A 19,275-nucleotide genomic window follows, 5' to 3' on the forward strand; every position below is an offset into this window, starting at 1 on the left:
CCGAAGGAACGGTTTAATGAAAGACAGAACAAAATGCTGTCAGAAGTAAAATGAAAAAAACAGTAGGAATCATTGGTGCCAACGGTTATACAGGAAGTGAGCTGATACGCTTACTGGCTTTTCATCCTCATGTGACATTGAGTTTTTTATATAGTCGTTCGAATTCGGGGACACGAATTTCGGATCTGTACCCGGATTTAACGACGGTTTGTGAAATGGTTTTGACGGACAAACCTGAAGACGTAGATATTATTTTTCTGTGTCTTCCACATAAAGAAAGTCAAAACTGGTTAACTCAGAATCCTGTTAAAGATGAAACGTTGGTGATTGATCTTGGAAACGATTTCCGTTTAGAAGGAAATTTCGGGAACAGGGATTTTATCTACGGATTACCTGAAATCAATAAAAAACAACTGATGGGAGCAAAAAGTATTGCCAACCCGGGATGTTTTGCTACAGCTATTCAATTGGCTTTGCTGCCATTGGCAGAAAAAGGAATGTTGAATGAGGTTTTTACCACAGGGATCACAGGTTCTACAGGAGCCGGACAATCTCTGCAGGCAACGACTCATTTTACCTGGAGAAATGATAATGTTTCAGCCTATAAAACTCTAACGCATCAGCATGTGGATGAGATTTTACAGCAGCTGATTGCATTCAATAATAAAGAAGTAACCCTGAATTTTGTTCCATGGAGAGGAGATTTTGCAAGAGGAATTTTTACAAGTTCCACGATGAAGACGGATTTGGAGCTGGAGGAGATAGAACAATTATATCAGGATTTTTATGCGGAGGAGCCTTTCGTTACGGTAAGTAGGAAGGCAGTGGATTTAAAGCAGGTTGTCAATACCAATCGCTGTGTGATTCAAATCGAAAAGAGTGGAAATGTTGTCGTTATTCACTCAGCGATTGACAATTTGTTAAAAGGTGCTTCGGGACAGGCCGTTCAAAATATGAATCTTGCCATGAACTGGGAAGAAAATACAGGATTAAACCTGAAACCGATAGCATTTTAAATCGACAATAATTAATTGAGAACTTTAAACAAAAAGTAAATCTGACTTAGGAAAATGGAGCGTTAAGAAAATTAATTCTATGAACGTTAAGAAAATTCTACTGTTTGAAGTGCGAGGGAAATACAGAACCGAAGAGCCAATTTGGTTTTCGCACTAGTTTTAGAATTTTTAGAGAATAGAACTAATTTTTAGCGGAAGTTTCCAGGTCTTGAACTTTTGTTTCTTTTGTTTCAAGACAAAAGAAAAATTTAAAAAAACAAAAAATGAATTTATTCAACGTATATCCATTATTCAACATAAATCCGGTTAAAGCTCAAGGATCTTTTCTTTGGGATGACAAAGGCGAACAATATCTTGATTTCTACGGAGGTCATGCTGTAATTTCTATTGGCCATAATCATCCGCATTATCAGAATAAGCTGAAAGATCAGCTGGAAAAAATATCTTTTTATTCCAATTCCGTTCAGAACGAATTGCAGACTGAATTAGCTGAGAAATTAGGAAAGCTTTCAGGATATGAAGATTATAATCTTTTTTTATGTAATTCGGGAGCTGAAGCTAATGAAAATGCATTAAAGCTGGCTTCATTTCATAATGGAAAAAGCAAAGTACTTTATTTCTCTGGCTCATTCCACGGAAGAACTTCGGCGGCAGTTTCGGTAACCGATAATCCTAAAATTGTTGCTCCAGTTAATTTTTCAGAAAGATTTATCAAATCAGAATGGAACGATGTACAGCAGCTTGAAGAAACCTTTGAGAAGTTTGGAAATGAAATTTCTTCTGTCATCATCGAGGGAATTCAGGGAGTAGGCGGAATTATGATTCCTACACCGGAATTTTTATCTAAAATTAAAGAACTGTGCGAGAAATACAATGCTGTTCTTATTTTAGATGAAGTGCAGTCCGGATACGGAAGAAGCGGATATTTCTTTGCTCATCAGGAGTTTGGACTTGAAGCAGATATTATTACTACAGCAAAAGGAATGGGGAACGGGTTTCCTGTAGGCGGAGTTTTGATCCATCCTAAATTCGAGGCAAGCAATGGTTTGCTTGGAACTACATTCGGAGGAAATCATTTGGCTTGTGCTGCTTCTATTGCTGTGCTGGATGTCATGAAAGATGAAAATCTTATCGAAAATGCTCAAAAAATGGGCGAATATATTGAAAATGAAATTAAAGATTTACCACATATTAAATCTATCCGAAGGAAAGGATTGATGATCGGAATAGAACTCGACAGGGACTGTTCAGAAGTAAGGAAAGAACTCCTTTTTGATCATCATATTTTCACTGGAAACTCTAATGATAAAAGTGTCTTAAGGATTCTTCCGGCACTGAATATCAAAAAAGAGGAAACAGATCTTTTCATCAATGCTTTGAAAGCAGTATTGGGAAATATCTAAACGATTTAAAAACAGAATCTTTAAATTAATTCAAAATGAAAAAATTCACCTCTGTAAGTGATGTAGAAAACTTACAGGAAATCATAAAAAAGGCTTTAGAAATAAAAGCAAACCCCCTTACCGAAACAGAAAAAGGAAAAGGAAAAACAATAGGACTTGTATTTTTAAATTCAAGCCTGAGAACCCGTCTGAGCAGCCAGATTGCAGCACAAAACCTTGGTTTAAACGTATTGACATTAAATGCAGCACAGGAAGCCTGGAACCTTGAATTTGCAGATGGAGCAGTAATGAACGGAGATACGGTGGAACACATCAAAGATGCTATTGAAGTTTTAAACCAATATTGTGATATCATCGCGGTACGTTGTTTTGCAGGAATGAAAAGCAAGGAAGACGATGTGAATGAAAGTATCTTAAGCCAGTTTGAAAAGCATGCAAAAGTGCCTGTTATTTCTCTGGAATCTGCTACCCGTCACCCGCTACAAAGTCTTGCAGACTGTATTACCATTACGGAAAACTGGAAAAAAGACCACAAACCAAAAGTAGTGTTGACATGGGCGCCACACATCAAGCCTATTGCGCATGCTGTTGGAAACTCTTTTGCAGAATGGATGCAGGAAATGGATGTAGAGTTGGTAATTGCCAATCCCGAAGGGTATGATTTAGATAAAAACTTTACAAAAGAGGTGAAAGTAATCCATGATCAGGATGAAGCCTTGAAAGATGCAGATTTTATCTATGTGAAAAACTGGTCTTCTTTTGATGATTATGCCGCAATGCCTGAAGTGAAAGGAGATTGGATGCTGACGAATGAAAAATTAGCCCATACCAATGATGCAAAAGTAATGCACTGTCTTCCGGTTCGCCGTAATGTGGAGTTGAGTGATGAGGTAATGGATGGAGATCATTCTATCATCTATCAGCAGGCTAAAAACCGGATTTTCTCTGCGCAGGCGGTGTTCAGTGAAATTTTAGATGAATTAAAAGCCCTGAAATAATCCTTTTGTCAAGGCTTGACAAGGATAAAAAAGAAAGGATCACAAAACGTTTACAATGAAAGAAAAGTTATACATCATAAAAATTGGAGGAGCTTTAATTGATGATGAGGAATTGTTAGTTCAATTCTTAGAACAGTTTTCTGAAATTCAGGAAAAGAAGATCCTTGTTCATGGCGGAGGAAAATTAGCGACCACATTGGCTGATAAGCTTGGCATAGAACAGAAAATGATCAACGGAAGGAGGATTACAGATAAAGAGACATTGGACATTGTAACCATGGTATATGCAGGAGGAATCAATAAAAATATTGTTGAAAAACTGCAGCAGAAAAAGTGCAATGCCATAGGATTTTCCGGGGCAGACGGAAATTTAATTAAAGCTAAAAAAAGAGAACATCCTGAAATTGATTTTGGATTTGTGGGGGATATTACCAAGAAAAGTGTAAACAGGAAACTGGTTTCAAAATTAATCAAGCTGGATCTTGTTCCTGTGTTTTCGGCAATTACCCACGATAGAAAAGGAAATCTATTCAATACCAATGCAGATACCATTGCTTCTGTGATGGCACAGGCCCTTTCGGAGAAATATGAAGTTGAACTGTTGTATTGTTTTGATAAGGAAGGCGTTTTGGAAGATGTAAACGATCCTGAATCTGTGATCAAAAGTGTAAATGAAGAAGAATTTGAAGTATTAAAAGAAGAAGGGAAACTTCACAAGGGGATTTTACCCAAGCTTGAAAATGCTCTTGGAGCTATAAAAAATAATGTAGACAAAGTGTTTCTGATCAAAGAAACAGAATTGAAAAACCATATAGAAAATCATCATGCAGGAACTGAAATCTGTTTATAATAAAGAAGAGCTGTTAAATAATGCGATCGGATTGCTTAAAAATTTGATTGAGATTCCTTCATTCAGCAAAGATGAGTTTAATACGTCGGTAGAAATTGAGAATTTTTTCAAAAAGCATCAGATTCCTACGAAACGTTTTAAAAACAACATTTGGGCAGTGAATAAACATTTTGATGTGTTTAAACCTTCCGTTTTGCTGAATACGCATCATGATACCGTAAAGCCTAACAAAGCGTATACGCTTGATCCGTTTGTTCCTGTTGAAAAAGACGGCAAACTGTTCGGGTTGGGAAGCAATGATGCAGGAGCTTCACTGGTTTCTATGGCACAGGTTTTTTTACATTTTTATGATAAAGAAGATTTAAAATATAATTTAGTTATTGCTTTGACGGCAGAGGAGGAGATTTCAGGATTTGATGGAATCGAAGCCTTATTTCCGCAGCTACCCAACGTAGAACTCGCCATTGTAGGAGAACCCACGCAGATGAATCTGGCGATTGCAGAAAAAGGACTTCTTGTGATTGATGGAGAAATGAAAGGTACTCCTTCTCATGCCGCTCATCCTAATGATGATAACTCAATTATAAAATGCATGCAGGATCTGCAGAATATTTTAGCTTTTAAATTTTCAAAAGTTTCAGAATATCTTGGGGAAGTTAAAGTGACTTTATCAGGAATTCATGCAGGAGTACAGCACAATGTCGTTCCGGAGTCTTGTAATTTCACACTGGATGTAAGGGTGACAGATGAATATTCTAATCAGGAAGCATTTGAAATCATTCAGTCTCAGATGGAATCTACATTGACGGCAAGATCATTCAGGCTGAATTCATCAAAGATCGAAATGGATCATCCGTTTGTAAAGGCAGGTATTGAAATCGGAAGGACCACTTATGGTTCACCTACTTCCTCAGATCAGGCGATTATCCCATGTACATCCGTGAAGATAGGACCTGGAGACAGTAGGCGCTCTCACACCGCAGATGAATTTATCTATATCCAAGAAATAGAAGAAGGAATAGAAATCTACATCAGTATTTTAGAAAAAGTGTTATAAATAATGGAAGAATGAAGCGGAAAGATGGAAGTTATTATAGTTTATAATTTCACTTCCAGCCTCCAGCCTCAGACTTCCGGCTCAATATATGTTTTGACTCCGTCCGGCAGGCCGCCAGAAGTTTAGTTTTTAATAAGATTTATGCAAAAAAGAAAATTAGGAATGAAAGCTTTACATAAGGAAATGTTTTTTTATAGTTAATAGTAATAAGGATTGCCTTGCCGGGCATGTCAAAACCAACAAATATTTTAAATCAGATATTATGAAATCACTACCAACTAATTTTTCTGGTAAAACAGATAGAAGTGGCGATTGCATGTGATTTAAAAAAAATAAATAATTACATATGAAAAAAATATGGCAGAAGGATAACCTTGCCACCAATATATTAGTCAATCAATTTACAGTCGGTAAAGATCTTGACTTTGATGAACGTTTAGCCAAATATGACGTGAAAGGTTCTATGGCACATTGTAAAATGCTTGCAGAAACCGGTATTATCACACAGGAAGAATCAGAGCAGATGTTATCTGTCTTAAATAGTATTTTAAATCAAATTGAGGATGGGACTTTTGAAATTGATAAAGAAGCTGAGGATATCCATTCTCAGGTAGAAGCAATCCTGATTGAAGAATTAGGAGATACAGGAAAGAAAATTCATACCGCAAGATCAAGAAATGATCAGGTTTTATTGGATATCAAGCTGTATTTATTGGATGAGATCCGTGAGATCACAGCCCTTACATATGAGTTTTTCCAGATTTTAATTCAGCTGGCGGATCAGCATAAAAATGTTCTGCTTCCGGGATATACTCATTTGCAGATTGCAATGCCTTCCTCATTCGGATTGTGGTTTGGAGCTTATGCTGAAGCCCTTTTGGATGATGTGGAAATGTTGTTTTCAGTGAAGAATATCATTAATAAAAATCCATTGGGATCAGCTGCAGGTTATGGCTCATCTTTTCCGATTAACCGTGAAAGTACAACCTATAACTTAGGATTCCAGTCGATGAACTATAATTCAGTTTACGCTCAGATGACCCGTGGAAAGTCAGAGAAAATGTTATCAATGGCAATGGCAACTTTAGCTGGAACACTGGGGAAATTTGCTTATGATGTATGCTTGTACTTGAACCAAAACTTTGATTTCATCAGCTTTCCAAAAGAATTTACTACGGGAAGTAGTATTATGCCTCATAAAAAGAATCCGGATATCTTTGAACTGGTTCGTGCACGATGCAACAGAATTCAATCACTTCCGAACGAACTGATTCTTTTGACAAGTAATCTGCCTTCAGGATATCACAGAGATGTACAGCTGACCAAAGAAATTCTTTTCCCGGCTATTGATTCCCTGAAAGAATGTCTGGAAATCCTAAGCTACACTTTACCAAATATTCAGGTAAAAGACGGGATTCTGGAGGATGAGAAATACAAATACCTTTTCAGTGTAGAGAAGATCAATGAAGAAGTGAAAAACGGCAGCTCTTTCCGTGATGCTTATGTGAAAGTAGGGCAGGAGATTGAAAACAACGCGTTTGAATTTGAACCTGGAAACCTTGAACATACCCACCAGGGAAGTATCGGAAATCTTTGTCTGGATAAAATAGAATATCAGTTCAATAAACTGAAAAATAAATTATTGGGTTAGAATCTAAGCTATTAAGGTCATTAGAAACTTAAGCAAAAATCAGTGGAATTTCTAAATTATTTTAGCCTGCTGTCTTTTCGTTGTGGAAGCCTTAATCTTATAAATCTTATCTGCTTAAGTGATCTTAATGGCTGGATTGTAATTCCGCTCTTTGAATTTGATGATTGATAAACTGAACCATTAAGGTAGATGAAGACTTTAAGGTTGGTTAAGGAAATTTACTGCATAAAATTTTATCGGAGATAAAATCTTTGCGCCGTACAACATGAAGTTTATGAATTTCTTTTGCGTCTTTGCGTATTCTAACAAAATACGAGTTTATAAAAGAAGTTGGTATACGCAAAGGTGCAAAGATAATTATTTGAGTTGTTTTTTAAGGCGTAAGAAAATCAAAGATTTTCAGCAAGGAAAATCGGATAATAATGATTGATAAACTGAACCATTAAGGCAGATGAAGATTTCAACGTTAATTAAGGAAATCTACTGCATAAAATTTTATCGGAGATAAAATCTTTGCGCCTTACAGCATAAAGTTTTCAATTTTTTTTGCGTCTTTGCGTTTTCTAACAAAATAGGAGTTTATAAAAGAAGTTGGTATACGCAAAGGTGCAAAGATAATTATTTGAGTTGTTTTTTAAGGCGCAAGAAAATCAAAGATTTTCAGCAAGGAAAATCGGATAATAATGATTGATAAACTGAATCATTAAGGTAGATGAAGGGTTTAAGATAAGTTAAGAAAATTTGCGATTTTTTAGCCATATTGTTCTAAAATTTGCTTGCGAATTGCTTAATTATTCTTCACCTCTTAAAAGCTCTTAATGGTTTAAAATAAAAGATTTATTCCAGATCAATTTTAAACTTGGTAGACTTTTTCACCTCGTGAAGCACAATGGAGCTGTGGTATTGCCCGATATTAGGAATGTTTGAGATCACATTCACGGCAAATTCATTATACGAATTGATGTCCTTGGCAATGATCTTCAACATATAGTCATACTCTCCGGAAAGACTGATGATTTCCTGTACTTCATCATATTTACCGATGTGGTTCTCAAAAGTTTCCAATACTTTCTTGGATTGTTCTTTGAGACGCACATTACAGTAGACTACAATATTTAAACCCAGTTTTTCACGGTTTAAAAGTCCTACATATTTCTGAATGATCCCCTGCTTCTCCAGTTGTTTGATTCGTTCATACGTAGGAGTGAAGGTAAGACCAATCTTTTCGGAAATTTCTTTAACCGATAATGTAGAGTCTTCCTGAATAATGCTGAGAATCATTTTGTCTTTTAAATCCATAAAATAATTTGAGTTGTAACAAAAATATTAATTTTAAATGAGAATAAAGAAATACTGAGGTTTTTAATTTATTTTAAACTTTGTTTTTGTAGGTTCATAAAATTGTTGTATCTTTGCACCTAATGAATAAAAAAGCATTTATATCATTAGATTTACCGGGCGAAAGCGCCCTTTACGATATTTATTGTTATTAGCGAAGATTGTTGTCTTCGCTTTTTTTATGCCCAAAAATAAGAATTATGTTTACGATTACAGAACTAAGCACCGAGAGAATCAACAGTATACTGACAGAAGCGCTGGCTTTTGCGAACGGTAAAACTGCTAAAATTGAAGGAGAAGTTTTTTGCTCAAACCTTTTCTTCGAAGACAGTACAAGAACGAAAACAAGTTTTGATCTTGCAGAAAGAAAACTGGGACTTCAGGTAGTTCCGTTTGATGCATCACACAGTTCGGTAAACAAAGGCGAAAGTCTTTATGATACAGTAAAGACCATTGAAAGTATAGGAGTAAACCTGGTGGTAATCCGCGATAAGAAAGACAGATACTTCGAGGAATTAAAGAATATCAGCATTCCTGTAATCAACGGAGGAGACGGAACAGGAAACCATCCTTCACAATGTATGCTGGATTTACTGACCATTTATCAGGAATTCGGAAAGTTTGAAGGATTGAAAGTAGGAATTGTAGGTGATGTGAAACACAGCCGTGTTGCCAATTCAAATGCAGAGGCATTAAGAAGATTAGGCGCTAAAGTATACTTCTCAGGACCGGAACAATGGTTTGACGAAGGAGCTTTAATCAACGGAACTTATATGTCAGTAGATGAGTTGATCGGCGAAGTGGATGTTTTAATGCTGTTAAGAATCCAACACGAAAGACACGATTCTGCTATGAGTTTCACTGCTTCAGAATATCATAAAAGATATGGGCTGACGAAGGAAAGAGAAAAAGCCATGAAAAAAGAAGCAATCATCATGCATCCTGCTCCCATCAACAGAGGAGTGGAAATAGATTCAGATCTTGTGGAATGCGAAAGGTCAAGAGTCTTCAAACAAATGCAAAATGGTGTGTTCGCAAGAATGGCCATTTTGAAAGAAGCGTTGGAAAGTAAAGGGTATACCTTTAAATAAGAGCCAAGTTAAAAGAGCCAGGGTAAAAGTAAGAAGTTAAAAGTTAATGAGTCCCATAGGGGCGGCCTGTTAATAGCAATGGGTGAAGCCCATGGAAACAAAAAGGATTTAGATAATCCAAGCCCTGTAGGGGGCGACCTGTTAATGACATATTAAATAAATAATAAGAGATAAAAGTTTAAAATGAAGAAAAAATTAATACTGGAGTCCGGTGAAGTGTTTCATGGAGAAGGTTTCGGAGCAGAATTGGAAACTGCAGGGGAAGTAGTTTTCAATACCGGAATGACAGGGTATCAGGAATTGATCTCTGACCCGTCGTATTGCGGTCAGATTGTTTGTATGACCTATCCGCTTATCGGAAATTATGGTATTAACCGTGATGATTATGAAAGTATTGAGCCGGCAATCAAAGGGCTTATCGTAAAAGAACTTTGCGATCTTCCTTCCAATTTCCGTACTCAGATTACTTTAGATGAACTATTTAAAAAGAAAAACCTTTCAGGAATTTCAGGAATTGATACAAGAAGACTGACAAGAATTCTTCGTAACTCCGGAGTAGTAAAAGGAAAAATTGTAAATGCTGATGCTGATGAAGCTGCTGTAGCTTCTGAATTGAAATCAACAAACTTCCCAACCAATCAGGTAGAAGAGGTTTCAACAAAAACACCTTATGCTAACCCGAACAGAGGTTTCAAAGTAGTATTGGTAGACTTCGGAGCAAAACTGGGAATTATCAGAGAGCTGTCTCAAAGAAACTGTGATATCATCGTAGTTTCTCAGGATACGACGGCAGAAGAAATCCTGTTGATGAACCCAGATGGAATTATGCTTTCAAATGGTCCTGGTGACCCTGAAGATGTACCACATGCTTTAGATATGATCAGAGGATTACTAGGAAAAGTTCCAATCTTCGGAATCTGTTTAGGACACCAATTGATCGGTCTTGCCTGCGGAGCGAAAACTTTCAAACTGAAATTCGGACACAGAGGAGGAAACCACCCGGTATTGGATTTAGAGAAAAATACAGTAGCCATTACTTCTCAAAACCACGGATATGCGGTAGACCAGGAAAGCTTAAAAGGAACAGACCTTATCGAAACGCACATCGCATTGAATGACAGAACCAATGAAGGATTAAAACACAAAATCCACCCTTGTTTCTCAGTTCAGTATCACCCTGAAGCGAGCCCCGGCCCTGAAGATGCAAACTACCTGTTTGATGAGTTCATTCAAATGATGGAGGACTTTAAGAAATAAGACTGCTTTTTGTCATTCAGAACGAAGCAATAGCGGAGTGAAGAATCTCTACAATAAAATTAGATTCCTCGGAATGACAAAATACAATCGCAAGTCTTATAAAAGTAAAAAAATAAGAAGTTTAAGAATTTGATTCTTAACCCCAATTAAAAAAGAAAAATGGCAAAACGTACAGATATAAAAACAATTTTAGTAATCGGTTCAGGACCTATCATCATTGGTCAGGCAGCTGAATTTGATTACGCAGGAACGCAGGCTTGTCTGTCTCTGAAAGAAGAAGGCTACAAGGTAATTTTGATCAACTCAAACCCTGCAACGATCATGACGGATGTGGAAATCGCAGATAAAGTATATATCGAGCCGATTTCATTACAGTTTGTAAGCCACATCATCAGAAAAGAACGTCCGGATGCTTTATTACCAACATTGGGAGGTCAGACTGGACTGAACATGGCGGTAGAACTGGAAAAATCAGGAATTCTTGAAGAATGCAAAGTGGAAGTATTAGGAACGAAGCTTTCTGCCATCAACAGAGCAGAAGACAGAGATCTTTTCCGTGAGTTGATGAGAGAACTGAACGAGCCGGTTCCGGAATCTGATATCGTAAATACGGTAGAAGGAGCTCTTGCTTTCGCAGATGAAATCGGATATCCTGTAATTGTTCGTCCTGCCTTTACAATGGGAGGAACAGGAGGAGGTATTGCTTCCAACGAGGTAGAATTAAAAGAAATTGCCGAATTAGGATTAAAGCACAGCCCGGTTACACAATGTTTGATTGAAAAATCAATTGCTGGTTTCAAAGAAATTGAATACGAAGTAATGCGTGATGCAAACGACAACGCCATTGTGGTTTGTAACATGGAAAATATTGATCCGGTAGGAGTTCACACAGGAGACTCTATCGTAGTTGCACCTTCTCAAACCCTTTCAGACAGAGAGTATCAGTTATTGAGAAATGCTTCTTTAAAAATCATCAGAGCATTAGGAATTGAAGGAGGATGTAACGTACAGCTTGCTTTGGATCCACATTCTTTCGAATACTATATCATCGAAGTAAACCCTAGAGTATCCCGTTCATCAGCTTTAGCAAGTAAAGCAACAGGGTATCCGATTGCAAAAATCGCGGCAAAAATCGCTGTAGGATTAACACTTGATGAAATCATGAACCCGGTAACAGGAAAAACATACGCATGTTTTGAGCCAGCTCTTGACTATGTGGTAACAAAATTCCCAAGATTCCCATTCGATAAATTCGAAACGGCAGACAGAAGACTTTCTACTCAGATGAAAGCTACTGGTGAAGTAATGGCCATCGGAAGAAACCTTGAGGAATCTTTACAGAAAGCGATCCGTTCACTGGAAACAGGAATCAAGCATTTAGGATTAAAAACAAAACAGGCTGAGGCACTTACTGCTGAGGAAATCGAAAGAAGAATCAGAGTGTGTGATGATGAGAGACTTTTCATCATCGGAGATGCTTTAAGAAGAGGTTACGACTGGGAACAGATTGTAGAATGGAGTAAAATCGACAAGTTCTTCATCTGGAAACTGAAAAAACTGGTTGACTTCGAAAAAGTAATCGCTGCCAACAAATTTGATAAAGAAACATTAATTGAAGCGAAGAGATTAGGTTTCGCAGATATTAATATCGCAGTTCTTTGGGATGTAAAAGAACGTGAGGTTTTCAACTTCAGAAAAGAAAACGGAGTAATGCCGGTTTACAAAATGGTAGACACCTGTGCTGCTGAGTTTGAAAGTGAAACACCTTATTTCTACGGAACTTACGAAGAAGAGAACGAAAGTGTTGTTTCAGACAAAGAAAAAATCATTGTACTAGGTTCCGGACCTATCAGAATCGGACAGGGAGTTGAGTTTGACTACGCTACCGTTCACTCAGTATGGGCGATCAAAGAAATGGGGTACGAAGCAATTATCATCAACAACAACCCTGAGACAGTTTCTACAGACTTCTCAATCTCTGATAAACTATACTTCGAGCCGCTTACTGAAGAAGATGTAATGAACATCATCGAGCTTGAAAAGCCAAAAGGAGTAGTGGTACAGTTCGGAGGGCAGACAGCGATCAACCTTGCTGATAAATTAGCCTCTCACGGAGTACAGATCCTGGGAACTTCACTGGAAGATCTTGACAGAGCTGAAAACAGAGATAAATTTGAGAAAGCACTTCAGGAGCTTGGAATTCCTCAGCCAAAAGGAAGAACTTCAACTTCGAAAGAAGAAGCGATAAAAATTGCAAACGAAATCGGTTACCCGGTATTGGTACGTCCAAGCTACGTTCTTGGAGGTAGAGCTATGGAAATTGTATACGCTGAAGCAGAGTTGGCCCACTACATGGAGCACGCAGTTGATGCGAGCCCTGAGCACCCGGTTTTGGTAGACAAATACATGGTAGGAAAGGAAATCGAAGTTGATGCCATCTGTGACGGTGAAACAGTAGTGATTCCTGGAATTATGGAGCACATCGAAAGAGCAGGAGTTCACTCCGGAGACTCTATCGCGGTATATCCGCCACAGAATATCTCTCAAAGTGAAATTGATACTTTGGTAGATTATACACAAAGATTGGCAAAAGGGCTGAAAGTTATCGGATTAATGAACATCCAGTACGTTCTTTTCGAAGGAAACGTCTATGTAATCGAAGTAAACCCTCGTTCTTCAAGAACAGTTCCATTCTTATCTAAAATTACGGAGGTTCCTATGGCTAACCTTGCAACAAAGGCCATCTTAGGACAAAAGCTGAAAGATTTAGGATACGAAAACGGATTGGTTCCAAACAAAGAAGGAGTATTTGTAAAAGTACCGGTGTTCTCTTTCTCTAAACTAACGAAGGTTGACATCTCTCTGGGCCCTGAAATGAAGTCTACAGGTGAAGTTATGGGGAAAGATACTACTCTTGAAAAGGCCCTTTACAAAGGATTGGTAGCAGCAGGAAGAAAAGTTCCTATGCACGGTTCTATCCTGTTCACGGTAGCAGATAAGCATAAAGATGAAGCGGCAGCTCTTGCAGCAAGATTCCATGAAGTAGGATTCAGAATCTGGGCTACGGAAGGTACTGCGAAGTTCTTCGAGGAAAAAGGAATCCCTTGCAAAATCGGATACAAAATAGGAGAGGAAAGTGTAAACCTTATCGACCTGATCCAGAAAGGAAAAGTTCAGTATGTTGTAAATACTACTACAAAAGGTAAGCAGGCAGAAAGAGATGGATTCCAGATCAGAAGAATGAGTGTGGAAAACGGTGTTCCTTGTTTAACTTCAATGGATACAGTAGAAGCAATTCTGAAAGTAATCGAAAGCATGAGCTTCAAAATGGAGACAATGTAATTTCGAACCAGAATAAATATTAAAATCCCGCAAGTGTTCTTGTGGGATTTTTTTATAGTAAAAACTCATAAATTAAAGTAATCTGATTATTTTTACAAAAACCATCTAAGCTAAAATAATATGAATGCAATTATTAAAGGAGTTTTAAGTGTTGTTTTTGTGCTTGTATTTTTGGGATGTTCAATACCAACCGATTTTTATATTCAAAATTTAACAGAAACAAAAAAAACACTAAAAATTAATTATAAAAAAAGAATGGTAAAAGAATTATCTGAAGGTTCTTATGGTGCATTTACTTTCAATTATGAGAATGATATTGTACAGCCAAAATTTTTCAGAAAAACTAAAAATTTAAAATCTCTTGAGAAAAAGATGGACAGCTCTGTTGTTACGCTGGAAATCAATCCCCATTCAACAGTACGGATTGAAAAAACGCATAATTTTATGTGGAAATGGTATATTGTTGATGTTGAAATTGACGGACAAAAATATAGTATAGATGAAATAGTCAAAAAATCTGAGAACGTTAAAGATGATTATATTTTTAAAATTGAATAAAGAAAAGCTATAATGGATAAAAAAGCCATAAAAATTTTATTGAATACCATAAAAAGTTCTCAGGATGCAAGTCTAAGCGACTGGTTTGATTGGGAAACATACATGCAATATATTACAGAAGATGATTTTGAGTATGCAAAAAAGCAATCTGTAATGTTTGATCAGGAAGAAATAAGTCATGATGAGATTTGCAGAAGAATTAAAAGTGCTGTGGCCAGCATAGAAAAACAGCAGGTGGTAGATGCTTTTCTTTATAGTTTAAGTACCAGGCAATTAGAGTATCGTTCATTTTTATCCAGCTACTGTATTGCACAAAGTCTCGCAGAACATAGTTTTACACCAAGTCCAAAGCCCAATGAAGAGATCTGTGCGATCTGCGGGCTTCATACCTTTGAATTTGAAGACCCTATCGAATTCAATACAATCAATTATTTCAAATATAAAGATGGATGCTGTTTTGATAATTTAATTCAGGTTTTATTTGATGTAGAACAGTTTCCAAAATTTCCGGCGGTTAAACCCAATGAAAATGACTACAAGATCCTCAATGAACTGAAAGAAATCATTGAAAAGTCAGAACCTAACGACAGAATTTCCCAACTCAAAAAGAAGATCTCTAAAACAGTAAAATCAAATGATGACGAACGGTTGGGATTGTTGGAAATCTTAGGAGTTATCGGAATTTTACATGATGATACCCATCGGGGATATGCCAATCAATACGTTACCTATCCGGAAAGAGAGCATAGGCCCATTAGAAATGATGATGTTGGTTATCCCGCAAGATGGTGGCAGGGGAAATTTGGGATTGATGATGAAAAATGGAAGTATTGGTTTGAAAGCAATTAAGTGATTGCTTATCATACATTTAAAGCAAATTTTCAACACAAAAAACGTGGTTAAAGAGAATTCACAAGAGTTTTTATCGGATTAGCTTAAAAATACATAATGTTCACCAAATTATTTATAAATTAGAGCGTTAAAATTCAGGCTGTTATTATTATTTAAAAACTAATAAAAATTCCACCAAATCAAAATATAACCATGGCAGAATATTACGCAAAATCAAGCAATTCTTTATCTTTTGAGGTCACAAGAGAAGAAAAATTAATCGGGAAACTTATTTATACAAGCTGGTTTAAATTTAATGCCGTTATTGATATTGCAGATGGTCAGACTTATCAGGTGGAACCAAAAGGGTTTTGGGGAACCACCATTGAGCTGAAAGATCATGAAAGAGTTTTGCTGAAATTCAGAATGAATTGGAACGGGGAAATTGTAGTGCAAACCTATTTTGACGGCGTGAAGAATGGTTATCTTTTCAAACACAGAGGTATTTTTAAAGAGTCATTTGTTCTTACAGATCAGGAAGGGGTTGAGCTGATGATCATTAAGCCTCATTTGAAATGGAGTTCTATGAATTACGAATACCAGGTCACAACTTCTGATGCTTTCGAAACGTTCCCGGAGAAAGACATCGTTTTAATTAATGCGCTGCATTGTGCCAATTATTATATGTCGATGATGGCGTCTGCCGTGATATAAAAGATAATTTTAGATTTTAACAGCGATGTCCTTCTGACACAGAATGAAGTTCTGCGAACATTGTTCAAAGAATTTCATTAATAATAAACTTGTTTAAACTTTTTGAAACATTAAGACTGCATTAAGGTGTTTAGAGTATTAAGATGAGCTTCGCTTTAAGCTTAAAAATCAGAATGATTTATCTTAACTTAATTATGCTTTACTGCTTAAATCCTTCTTAATGGTTTAAGAAATGTCCAATATTTTTTATAAGTTTAAACAACTCCAATGTATATTGTTATCAATAAGATAAATAATCCTTAATTACTTCTCCAAAGCCTTTGAAACCGCCAAGCTATCTTCCAGTAATCTGTAACGTATAATTTTATTATTTTGAATACGCATCTGGATACAAAATAAAGACTCTACAATATGACCTGTTGCAAGCATTTTCGTTACAAATTCTCCAGTGATCACTGCATTTTCATCATCGTTGAAAATATGATCTATTTTGGCAGAAACAGGTTCTGTATTTTTCCATAACAATTCAAAAAAACCGGATATTTCCTGTTTATTGTTTCTTACGCCCAGCCAGGGTGCTTTTTGCTCATCTCCAGGTATATACCAGTCTACGGTGTCAGAAAATAAGTTGATCAATTCTGTCAGGTTTCTTCCTGAAAGAAAGTGAAGAAATTGCTGAACGGTCTCTTGGGTATTGTTATTCATTGTTGAAATTGATAATCAAAAAATAGGTTCTGTATTAAAACAGTAAGATAAGAAAAATCTCAATCCCATTTACCTGAAATGCCTGGTTAGAAAAGTTATCAATAGTTGTATCATATCGGTTTTTAATAAACTCTTTATTAATGGGCTGTTTCATCAAGTAAGTTTTATGATTTGCGTCATGTTTTTATTTAGAATTAATAAAAATAAGATAATTTTGCAGAACTAACTTAATTATAAACATGAAAAAAACAATTATTTCTGCAGCTCTATTAGCCGTAACAATGCTGAGTGCCCAGGAAACGGATACCATTAAAGTGGCTGAAATACAATCCGTATCACTCCAGGGAACGCACAATTACAGAACCAAAAAATCTGAATCCATCGCAAGACTTCCTCTTGAAAACCTTGAAAATCCCACTGTTTACAACCTTGTTCCCAAAGAAATCATCAGTGAAATGGGAGCTACGGACTTCAATACAGCCATGGCTTCTGCGCCAGGTGTTGTCGTAAGTAACAGTGTCAACGACAGTGGGAATGATATTTTCATGAGAGGTTTCAGCTCCAATGCCAGTTTCAGAAACGGATTGATTCAAAACCCCAGAGTACAGTCCGAAATCGCTAATATTGAAAGAGTAGAAGTAATTAAAGGACCATCCGGAACCTTATTCGGAGGAACACTTGCCAACTATGGCGGAGTAGTGAATATTGTTACCAAAAAACCACAGGAAAACTTCGGAGGAATTATCAATTATACCACCGGAAGCTGGGGAATGAACCGAATCACAGCGGATGTAAACACTCCCTTGAACAAAGAAAAAACAGCATTAGCAAGATTCAACGTAGCAGCTTACTCTCAGGATTCTTTCCAGGATGCCGGTTATAACAAAGGATTGTTCTTTTCAGGAAGTGTTCTCTATAAAGTAAGTGATAAAACCACTGTAACGCTTGATACAGAATTCCACGCTCCGGATAAAACACTGAATGCTTATGTAAGAAATTCAGAAAAACTGACTCTCCACTCTATGAAAGACCTGGAAGTGGCTTACAAAAGAGCATTCACAAGTAATGACATCGGTTCCAAAAGAACCAATTTTGTAACGATGGCGGAGGTTACTCATAAATTCAACGATCAATGGACGTCAAGAACATCCTACCAAAGAGGAGAGGCCAATGAAAATGAATCTATCTTTTTAGTGCTGAGATATCTGAATAATAATCAGGTCGAAAGAATGATCCGTCCTTTCGACAGCTTTAAAGTAACTACAGATAATATTCAGCAGAATTTTACGGGAGATTTCAAAATAGGAGGTCTACGAAACCGTCTGGTAGTGGGAATAGATTACTTCCAACAAAGGACAAAGTACCAGTTCCCTTATTATGAAGCCAACGGATACAGCAATGTTTTTATGCCTTATGACAAAGTGAATCTCGACAGCTCTTCAGCATGGGATCCCATTTCACGAAACAAATTCATGAATAAGGAAAGAAAATCTACTGAATCTGATATCACAACATTCAGAACGATCAGCGGTTATATTTCCAATGTTTTGAATATCACAGATAACTTGCTGGTAATGGCCAGTTTGAGAGTAGACAGCTATAAAAATGATGATATGGTGGTAAACGGCGTAGAAATCTCTACGAAAAACGGATATCCTGAAAATAAAGTTACCGGCTACAGTCAGACCCAGTTTTCACCCAAATTCGGATTGGTGTATGAAATTGTAAAAGATCAGATCTCATTCTTTGCCAATTATGTGAACGGATTTAAAAACTATGCACCATCATTAAATGAAGTAGGTGTTTTAACAAAATGGGATCCCGAGCAGGGAAACCAGGTTGAAACAGGTTTTAAAGTAGATCTTTTTCATAAAAAATTACTGACTACCGTTAGCTATTACAACATTAACGTTAAAAACAGACTGGTTGCCGACCCGGGCGGAATAGGAAGCATTCAGGATGGTAATATCAAAAGTCAGGGATTGGAAATAGGAATCATTGCCAACCCTTTCAAAGGATGGAATATCGTTGCCGGATACGGATATAACGATAATAAATATGATGACCGAAGCAAAGACAGTGGAAAAAGAATCGCCTGGACTCCAAAACATGTAGCCAATGTATGGACAAGCTACAAAATTATGGATGGCGCTTATGAAGGTCTAGGTTTTGGAGCAGGTTTTAATTTTGTAGACCAAACGTATATCAACATCACCAATCATTTCCTTGCTCCGTCTTATACAACCGTAGGAGCTACCATTTTCTACGACAAAAAAAAATACAGAATCGGTCTGAAAATGAATAATGCGTTGAATGAAAACTATTGGAACTTTTATGGACAGCCACAGAAGCCGAGAGAAATCCTTGCCAACTTTGCATTCAAATTTTAATACCGCTCAACAAAAATAATCTCAACGAAAATATAAGGATGAAAACCGCAAAGGTGCAAAGCTCTGATTTATAT

At 36.8% G+C, this 19,275-nt stretch carries 15 protein-coding genes; 13 read left to right on the forward strand and 2 right to left on the reverse strand.

The genetic code is table 11. From position 1 onward, the window contains the following. Positions 1-50 precede the first annotated feature (50 nt). The 6 genes from argC (at position 51) to argH (ending at position 6,975) form a co-directional block, all read left to right on the forward strand. Positions 51-1,016: an N-acetyl-gamma-glutamyl-phosphate reductase gene (argC, locus tag J2786_RS02330; protein ID WP_047431876.1), complete on the forward strand. Its 966-nt coding sequence runs from the start codon at positions 51-53 to the stop codon at positions 1,014-1,016. A 263-nt stretch (positions 1,017-1,279) separates the two neighbouring features. Further along, positions 1,280-2,419 carry an aspartate aminotransferase family protein gene (locus J2786_RS02335; RefSeq protein ID WP_047431873.1) on the forward strand — a complete coding sequence of 380 codons (1,140 nt, stop codon included), beginning with the start codon at positions 1,280-1,282 and terminating at the stop codon, positions 2,417-2,419. Positions 2,420-2,454: 35 nt separating this feature from the next. Then, positions 2,455-3,417 carry an N-acetylornithine carbamoyltransferase gene (locus J2786_RS02340; RefSeq protein WP_047431869.1) on the forward strand — a complete coding sequence of 321 codons (963 nt, stop codon included), beginning with the start codon at positions 2,455-2,457 and terminating at the stop codon, positions 3,415-3,417. Between the two features lie 55 nt (positions 3,418-3,472). After that, positions 3,473-4,267, forward strand: coding sequence for an acetylglutamate kinase (argB, locus tag J2786_RS02345; RefSeq protein ID WP_047431867.1), 795 nt, complete (start codon positions 3,473-3,475; stop codon positions 4,265-4,267). Then, complete coding sequence (locus J2786_RS02350; RefSeq protein WP_047431864.1) at positions 4,242-5,324, forward strand: M20 family metallo-hydrolase; 1,083 nt, start codon at positions 4,242-4,244, stop codon at positions 5,322-5,324. The genes argB and J2786_RS02350 overlap by 26 nt, the downstream gene beginning before the upstream one ends. A gap of 346 nt (positions 5,325-5,670) precedes the next feature. After that, positions 5,671-6,975, forward strand: coding sequence for an argininosuccinate lyase (gene argH / locus J2786_RS02355; RefSeq protein ID WP_052186990.1), 1,305 nt, complete (start codon positions 5,671-5,673; stop codon positions 6,973-6,975). Between the two features lie 837 nt (positions 6,976-7,812). Here the strand turns inward: argH and J2786_RS02360 are convergent. Then, positions 7,813-8,274: an Lrp/AsnC family transcriptional regulator gene (locus tag J2786_RS02360; RefSeq protein ID WP_002980286.1), complete on the reverse strand. Its 462-nt coding sequence runs from the start codon at positions 8,272-8,274 to the stop codon at positions 7,813-7,815. A gap of 239 nt (positions 8,275-8,513) precedes the next feature. Between J2786_RS02360 and J2786_RS02365 the strand changes: the two genes are divergently transcribed. The 6 genes from J2786_RS02365 to J2786_RS02390 all read left to right on the forward strand — a co-directional run bounded on the left by J2786_RS02365 (position 8,514) and on the right by J2786_RS02390 (position 16,106). Beyond that, positions 8,514-9,404, forward strand: a complete 891-nt coding sequence (locus tag J2786_RS02365; RefSeq protein WP_047431861.1) for an aspartate carbamoyltransferase catalytic subunit — start codon at positions 8,514-8,516, stop codon at positions 9,402-9,404. 183 nt (positions 9,405-9,587) lie between these two features. Then, a complete protein-coding gene (locus tag J2786_RS02370) occupies positions 9,588-10,661 on the forward strand; it encodes a carbamoyl phosphate synthase small subunit (protein WP_047431858.1) in 1,074 nt (357 codons plus the stop codon). A 159-nt stretch (positions 10,662-10,820) separates the two neighbouring features. After that, the gene (gene carB / locus J2786_RS02375; RefSeq protein ID WP_047431855.1) at positions 10,821-14,003 is read left to right on the forward strand and encodes a carbamoyl-phosphate synthase large subunit; all 3,183 of its coding nucleotides are present in this window, start codon (positions 10,821-10,823) and stop codon (positions 14,001-14,003) included. A 120-nt stretch (positions 14,004-14,123) separates the two neighbouring features. Further along, on the forward strand, positions 14,124-14,561 hold the full coding sequence (locus tag J2786_RS02380; RefSeq protein WP_047431853.1) for a hypothetical protein: 438 nt from the start codon (positions 14,124-14,126) through the stop codon (positions 14,559-14,561). A gap of 12 nt (positions 14,562-14,573) precedes the next feature. After that, positions 14,574-15,410, forward strand: a complete 837-nt coding sequence (locus J2786_RS02385) for a hypothetical protein (protein WP_047431850.1) — start codon at positions 14,574-14,576, stop codon at positions 15,408-15,410. A gap of 195 nt (positions 15,411-15,605) precedes the next feature. Next, a complete protein-coding gene (locus tag J2786_RS02390) occupies positions 15,606-16,106 on the forward strand; it encodes a hypothetical protein (protein WP_047431847.1) in 501 nt (166 codons plus the stop codon). Between the two features lie 303 nt (positions 16,107-16,409). Here the strand turns inward: J2786_RS02390 and J2786_RS02395 are convergent, their stop codons facing one another. Next, the gene (locus J2786_RS02395) at positions 16,410-16,811 is read right to left on the reverse strand and encodes a nuclear transport factor 2 family protein (RefSeq protein WP_052186989.1); all 402 of its coding nucleotides are present in this window, start codon (positions 16,809-16,811) and stop codon (positions 16,410-16,412) included. Between the two features lie 239 nt (positions 16,812-17,050). Between J2786_RS02395 and J2786_RS02400 the strand changes: the two genes are divergently transcribed. Next, on the forward strand, positions 17,051-19,201 hold the full coding sequence (locus J2786_RS02400; RefSeq protein WP_310023810.1) for a TonB-dependent siderophore receptor: 2,151 nt from the start codon (positions 17,051-17,053) through the stop codon (positions 19,199-19,201). The last annotated feature ends 74 nt before the right edge of the window (positions 19,202-19,275 follow it).

It is taken from the genome of Chryseobacterium vietnamense (genome assembly GCF_031454475.1).
Lineage (GTDB): Bacteria > Bacteroidota > Bacteroidia > Flavobacteriales > Weeksellaceae > Chryseobacterium > Chryseobacterium vietnamense.

Excerpts from the sequence above, each read along its gene's own strand:
- argC (WP_047431876.1), top strand. The coding sequence starts at position 51 with ATGAAAAAAACAGTAGGAATCATTGGTGCCAACGGTTATACAGGAAGT.
- J2786_RS02335 (WP_047431873.1), top strand. The coding sequence starts at position 1,280 with ATGAATTTATTCAACGTATATCCATTATTCAACATAAATCCGGTTAAA.
- J2786_RS02340 (WP_047431869.1), top strand. The coding sequence starts at position 2,455 with ATGAAAAAATTCACCTCTGTAAGTGATGTAGAAAACTTACAGGAAATC.
- argB (WP_047431867.1), top strand. The coding sequence starts at position 3,473 with ATGAAAGAAAAGTTATACATCATAAAAATTGGAGGAGCTTTAATTGAT.
- J2786_RS02350 (WP_047431864.1), top strand. The coding sequence starts at position 4,242 with ATGCAGGAACTGAAATCTGTTTATAATAAAGAAGAGCTGTTAAATAAT.
- argH (WP_052186990.1), top strand. The coding sequence starts at position 5,671 with ATGAAAAAAATATGGCAGAAGGATAACCTTGCCACCAATATATTAGTC.
- J2786_RS02360 (WP_002980286.1), bottom strand. The coding sequence starts at position 8,274 with ATGGATTTAAAAGACAAAATGATTCTCAGCATTATTCAGGAAGACTCT.
- J2786_RS02365 (WP_047431861.1), top strand. The coding sequence starts at position 8,514 with ATGTTTACGATTACAGAACTAAGCACCGAGAGAATCAACAGTATACTG.
- J2786_RS02370 (WP_047431858.1), top strand. The coding sequence starts at position 9,588 with ATGAAGAAAAAATTAATACTGGAGTCCGGTGAAGTGTTTCATGGAGAA.
- carB (WP_047431855.1), top strand. The coding sequence starts at position 10,821 with ATGGCAAAACGTACAGATATAAAAACAATTTTAGTAATCGGTTCAGGA.
- J2786_RS02380 (WP_047431853.1), top strand. The coding sequence starts at position 14,124 with ATGAATGCAATTATTAAAGGAGTTTTAAGTGTTGTTTTTGTGCTTGTA.
- J2786_RS02385 (WP_047431850.1), top strand. The coding sequence starts at position 14,574 with ATGGATAAAAAAGCCATAAAAATTTTATTGAATACCATAAAAAGTTCT.
- J2786_RS02390 (WP_047431847.1), top strand. The coding sequence starts at position 15,606 with ATGGCAGAATATTACGCAAAATCAAGCAATTCTTTATCTTTTGAGGTC.
- J2786_RS02395 (WP_052186989.1), bottom strand. The coding sequence starts at position 16,811 with ATGAATAACAATACCCAAGAGACCGTTCAGCAATTTCTTCACTTTCTT.
- J2786_RS02400 (WP_310023810.1), top strand. The coding sequence starts at position 17,051 with ATGAAAAAAACAATTATTTCTGCAGCTCTATTAGCCGTAACAATGCTG.